This is a genomic window from Neisseria sp. P0022.S010, assembly GCF_051956635.1.
Genome location: NZ_JBQCXF010000705.1, coordinates 1 through 1,288, shown reverse-complemented (window position 1 = coordinate 1,288; position 1,288 = coordinate 1). Strand labels below are relative to the sequence as shown.

General features: G+C 51.8%; 2 protein-coding genes and 1 pseudogene. 1 reads left to right on the top strand and 2 read right to left on the bottom strand.

Annotation, left to right across the window (positions count from 1 at the left end):
* Positions 1–152, bottom strand: a pseudogene (locus ACTHUT_RS20805) (YdcF family protein); the annotation flags it as partial.
* A 25-nt stretch (positions 153–177) separates the two neighbouring features.
* Positions 178–537 carry an arsenate reductase (glutaredoxin) gene (gene arsC / locus ACTHUT_RS20800; protein WP_004519164.1) on the bottom strand — a complete coding sequence of 120 codons (360 nt, stop codon included), beginning with the start codon at positions 535–537 and terminating at the stop codon, positions 178–180.
* A gap of 169 nt (positions 538–706) precedes the next feature.
* Between arsC and ACTHUT_RS20795 the strand changes: the two genes are divergently transcribed.
* Positions 707–1,189, top strand: a complete 483-nt coding sequence (locus ACTHUT_RS20795) for a TlpA disulfide reductase family protein (protein ID WP_003747814.1) — start codon at positions 707–709, stop codon at positions 1,187–1,189.
* The last annotated feature ends 99 nt before the right edge of the window (positions 1,190–1,288 follow it).

Below are 1,288 nucleotides of genomic sequence, written 5' to 3'. Positions count from 1 at the left end.
GCATGAACGTCCTTCGGCAAGGTTTGCAAACCTGTCCGGTAAATCTGCCATGTGCCGCTCAAAAAAATACCGCACACCAGCAAAACGCTCAAAGCAAGGCCGCGAAACAGGTAATATCGCAGGCCATTGCGGCTTTTAAGCAGGGAAATCATCTTCAGACTGCCTTATCCAACCCCGTCAGCCGAGTAGGGCAGCAATGTTTTCCAACGGACGGCCGATGGCTGCGCGCGTAGGCGTTACCAAAACGGGACGCTCAAGCAGGGCAGGGTGTTCGGCGATTGCCTGAAGCAGGGCGGCATTGTCCAAATCGGGGTTGTCCAAACCCAATTCTTTGTACAAATCGTCTTTCGTGCGCATCATGCCGCGCACCGATTCGATACCGAGTTTGGCAAACATATCCTGCAAAGTCGCCAAATCAGGCGCGGTATCCAGATATTTGACCACGTCGGCGGCAACGCCTTTTTCTTCGAGCAAAGCCAGCGCGGCACGCGATTTGCTGCAACGCGGATTGTGATAAAGTGTGAATTCAGACGGCATGAAAGTCTCCGTATTATTGCAAAATCATTCAATGATGGCAGTTATTATCGTCTGCAACTGATTTTTACTCAAACTTTTTACCTGATATCTTGATACGAATCGGTAGGCATACCCACCAAACCGTTTTACAATAAACCCAATTTCGATTGGCAACCTCAAGGATACAACCATGAAAGCCTTAACCGCCCTTCTCTTGTCCGCTGCCGTTTTTACCGCTGCGCCGGCCTTTGCCGCCGATGAAACAGCAGGTTGGCAGGACAACAAACCGCAAAGCCTGGAATCGCTCAAAGCCCCCGTGCGCGTGGTCAACCTTTGGGCAACCTGGTGCGGCCCCTGCCGTAAAGAAATGCCCGCCATGTCCGCATGGTACAAAGCGCAGAAAAAAGGCAGCGTCGATATGGTCGGCATTGCGCTGGATACGACCGACAACATCGGCAAGTTCCTGAAACAAACGCCGGTCAGCTATCCGATTTGGCGTTACACCGGCGCCAACAGCCGCAACTTCATGAAAGCCCACGGCAACAACGTCGGCGTATTGCCCTTCACTGTCGTCGAAGCGCCGAAATGCGGCTACAAACAAACCATCACCGGCGAAGTCAACGAAAAAAGCCTGACCGCCGCCGTGAATTTGGCCAAAACCAAATGTAAATAAAACAGCGGATAAGGTGCTTAACCTACGCTGATACCGAGGCCGTCTGAAACCCAATCGTTCAGACGGCCCTTTTTCAAACCATATTGCTTTGTGTTGCAA

What these genes read in the sequence shown, in the direction of transcription:
- arsC (WP_004519164.1), bottom strand. Translation starts at nt 537, where the DNA reads ATGCCGTCTGAATTCACACTTTATCACAATCCGCGTTGCAGCAAATCG.
- ACTHUT_RS20795 (WP_003747814.1), top strand. Translation starts at nt 707, where the DNA reads ATGAAAGCCTTAACCGCCCTTCTCTTGTCCGCTGCCGTTTTTACCGCT.